We start from the raw sequence: 3,784 nt of genomic DNA, 5'->3' as shown, positions 1-3,784 counted from the left end.
GGAGACGTACTGAAAAGAATAGAACGTAAAACTGATATAAAGATCGATTGATCTTTGCAAAGCTGTTTCCAAGATCATTATAATGGCTGGTCTCGATTAATCTTCCTGCAACAATGCGGTTTGTTGAACCGAATCGTCCTGCACCATTCTTTGTCGATAAGGAGTCTTCAGTGAGTAATCAAAAGCAGAATCGTCGCGACTTTTTGAAAACATCTGCGGCCGTCGTCGCTGGCAGCAGTGTTCCTTTCTGGTTCGATATTGATCCCGCCAGTGCATATAAATTCAAAGCTGCCAATGATCGCCCTATTGTAGGTTGTATCGGAACAGGGAGCCGCTGGGGTGCGGTTGGTCCTAACGCTATGAAGTATGGTGATGTCATTGCTGTCTGCGATGTGGATGCTGCTCATGCAAATGGTGCGCGTAACCGGGTGAAAGACATCCAGGGTAAAAAAGGAAATACGAAAGAAGTCGCCGTCTTTGAAGACTATCGGAAAGTTCTCGAAAATCCCGATATCGATATTGTGACCATCGTCACCACGGATCACTGGCACACGAAAATCGCGATTGAAGCGATGAAAGCCGGTAAAGATGTGTACTGCGAAAAACCGCTGACGCTGACGATTGATGAAGGTAAACAGATCATCAAAGCGCTGAAAGAAACCGGGCGCGTATTTCAGGTTGGTACGCAACAGCGCAGTGAAATGGGACAGCGCTTCCTGAATGCTCTGGCTATCGTCAAGGAAGGTCGTCTGGGCGATATCACTGAAGTCGAATGTGTGATCGGTGGCGTGGATCCCAGTGGTCCGGTTCCTGTTGCGGAAGTTCCTAAAACTTTGAACTGGGAAAAATGGCTGGGGCAGGCTCCCATGACTGATTATCGCTGGAAAGCCGGCGAAGGCGAGAAGGGCAGCCCCAAAACACGCGGTCACTATGAGTTCCGCTGGTGGTATGAATATTCCGGTGGCAAAATGACCGACTGGGGCGCACACCATGTGGATATCGCGCAATGGGCAATCGGCATGGATCATTCTGGCCCGACGCAAATTGTGCCGATTTCTGCAGTGCATCCGGTGCCTCTTAAAAACGGCATGCCCACCAAGGATGACGCCTACAATGTCGCATCCAATTTCGAAGTGCAGTGCACCTTCCCGAATGAAGTCAAGATGACGATCAAAAGTGACGGGCGCAACGGAATTCTCTTTACGGGAACGAAGGGGCGCATGTTCGTCAGCCGTGGTGATTTGACCGGCACACCGGTCGAAGATCTGAAAACGAACCCGCTTGCCAGCGACACCATCACCAAGCTCTATAAAGGGCGTAAACCCGGAGATCACATGCTGAACTTCTTTGAATGTGTCGATGCACGGGAGCAGCCGATTTCCGATGTCATGACACATCATCGGTCGATCACCACCTGCCATCTGGCCAATATCGCCATTCGTCTGAACCGTTCTCTGCAATGGGATCCCAAGACAGAACAGATTATCGGCGATGACGATGCCAACCAGTGGCAAAGCCGCGAACAGCGTAAAGGCTACGAAATCAACGCGTAGTCCGGTTCGTACAATTGAGAAAAGCGCTCAGCCTGGAGGAAGCCGTTTCCTTCAGGCTTTATTTATTGGCTGTATTTATTGGCTGTATTTATTGGCTGTATTTCGAGTGCGGAAGTCTACCGACCGACGGGCATTCGTGTTCAGCGCGGCTTACATCCAGAGATGCACGCGTTCGTATAAATCTGCCGGAAAATGTTTTTTGATGGCGTTCATTACCTGGTTGTCGTGGTAACGGGTGCTGAAGTGGGCCAGGATGATTAATTCATTTTGAAACCGGTCCGCCCGTTCGACGAGATCATCAAGGTGCATATGTCCAAATTTATGAATTTTTTCCCGCCGATGTTCGGGGCGATAAAAGGTCATTTCGGTAATCAGCACTTTAGACTCATATGCGGTTTCGAACAGATCCAGTCCGGCGGGCGCTGTATCCCCGGTATAACATACCAGAGGCACGCGGATTTCTTCGCTGACTTCGATACCCGCCATACGGGCGTCACGAATTTCCGTTTCGGGTCTGCCCAGATATTCGGCTTTCAATTTTTTGCGGCAGTCCCAGACCTGGAAACCCAGCGAAGGGACAGTGTGTTTGGTTCGAAAGGCAGTTACGGCGTGTTCGCGGGAAAGCTGGACTTCCTCCCCATCCTTCATGCCGATCAGATCACATTCCATACGTCCCCGATCCAGGCTCTGCCAGCTTTTCAGCATATTCCAGACCGGGTCCACCACTTCTTCGGGAACATAAATGGTGGGGGGGCTCATTTTCATCATGCGTCGACGGGCAACATAAGCAGGCAACGCCGCCATATGGTCCAGGTGTGCATGCGAAATGAAGAACACGGAAGTTCCCATGAATGACCAGGGGCTGCCCCCCATGTCGAAGCCCAGTTTGAGTTCAGGAATTCTCCAGTAACTCTGAACCGCGGCGCGTGAATACCCCTCGATGGTCAGTCCTTTGTATTTCACGGATTGGAGAGGTAAGTTTTCGAGCATGGATCTAACGCTGACGGATTTTCGAGGAATCTTGTGTTTCTGAAGAAAGCCAGATTAACTCAATCCTGCTGGCATACCAATAAATACACCGCCGTATTTCGAAGAACCGTTCGAGATTCGGCGGTGCAATGAGGGAAATGTTCAAATTACAGGGAGAGGGACACTTATTTGACCGGAATGGATCGGCCTGTCTGGATGCTTTTCGCTTCGGCGTAGCAGATTTTCAGGGCATCTCTGGCCAGCGCCCCGGATAAAGCCTCTGGTTCGACGCCGGACTGAATCGCGTCGACAGCAGCCTGTAATTCGAGAGTAAACGCCGCGCACCAGGCGTCTCCCCCTTTTAATTTGGGATGTTTCAGCTGCCCGTTTTTCGTAATCAGTGTCAGAGGCTGGCTGACCACCCAGGCTTTATTCTTACCCACTCCCATTGTTCCTGCGCCGAACAGGACTGTGGCCTCTTCAAAATAAAGTTCATAACCGTGCGCAAATTCGAGACCACGCGTCGCAATCCCGCCGCTCACGCAGCTGATCGCCAGATTTGGATCGTCGTAATCGTAGACGGTGTGAACATGGTTCACGTAACCTTTGTTCTGAATCCCGCGCGAAGTTACTTTTCGCGGGACGCCACACATCAGGCTGATCAAATGATTGTCGTGAATGTGCAGATCAATTCCCCAGCCTCCCAGCTTCTGGAAGTCCTCAATATTTTCTGACCATTTGGGGGGAGCCATCACGCGACGAAAATGAGCCGCCAGAAGTTTCCCGTATTGCTTGCCCCGAACGCACTCCACGGCAAATTGAAACTCGGGAAAGAAGGGGAGTACCTGAGCCACCATGAACTGGACGCCCGTTTTCTTCGCAGATTTCACCATTTTGTCCGCGGCTTTGAGATCGATGGCAATCGGTTTCTCGACGAGTGTATGTTTGCCGGCCCGGATCGAATCGAGGGCCACCTGCTCATGCATCTGAGTGGGCAGGCAGATGTCAACCAGATCAATCTCCGGATCCGCCAGCAGGTCATGATAGTCGGCGTATTGTTTGACTTTGGACAAATCAACCTGACCGCCTCGGGGGCCAAAATTTCCTTCGATGGTACTCCAGTCCCCCGCCAGTTTTTTGGGATCACGGGTGGAAATCGCAGTGACTTTGGCCCCTTTGAGTTTTTTAGCGCCTTCGTAATGAGCCATTCCCATGAAGCCAACGCCGATCAGTCCGATGCGAACCATAATATTTCCCCGCTG

Annotated in this window: 3 protein-coding genes; 1 reads left to right on the top strand and 2 read right to left on the bottom strand. The window is 51.1% G+C overall.

Annotated elements, in window-relative coordinates; all coding sequences use genetic code 11:
• Window positions 1–170 precede the first annotated feature (170 nt).
• Entirely contained in the window at window positions 171–1,553 is a 1,383-nt protein-coding gene (locus Q0294_RS15690) for a Gfo/Idh/MocA family oxidoreductase (protein ID WP_299467330.1), read from the top strand.
• Window positions 1,554–1,703: 150 nt separating this feature from the next.
• On the opposite strand, the gene Q0294_RS15685 is transcribed toward Q0294_RS15690, so the two are convergent.
• Together Q0294_RS15685 and Q0294_RS15680 are read right to left on the bottom strand one after the other, a co-directional pair.
• Window positions 1,704–2,543: an MBL fold metallo-hydrolase gene (locus tag Q0294_RS15685; RefSeq protein ID WP_299467328.1), complete on the bottom strand. Its 840-nt coding sequence runs from the start codon at window positions 2,541–2,543 to the stop codon at window positions 1,704–1,706.
• Window positions 2,544–2,707: 164 nt separating this feature from the next.
• Window positions 2,708–3,784 (bottom strand): Gfo/Idh/MocA family oxidoreductase (locus Q0294_RS15680; protein ID WP_299467326.1); only part of this gene is annotated, 1,077 nt, incomplete at its 5' end.

Origin of the sequence: uncultured Gimesia sp. (genome assembly GCF_937919775.1) — a bacterium.
Taxonomy (GTDB): Bacteria; Planctomycetota; Planctomycetia; order Planctomycetales; family Planctomycetaceae; genus Gimesia.
This window is presented reverse-complemented; position numbering and strand designations above follow the sequence as displayed.

Coding starts and splice junctions, on each gene's coding strand:
- Q0294_RS15685 (WP_299467328.1), bottom strand. CDS start 2,543: ATGCTCGAAAACTTACCTCTCCAATCCGTGAAATACAAAGGACTGACC.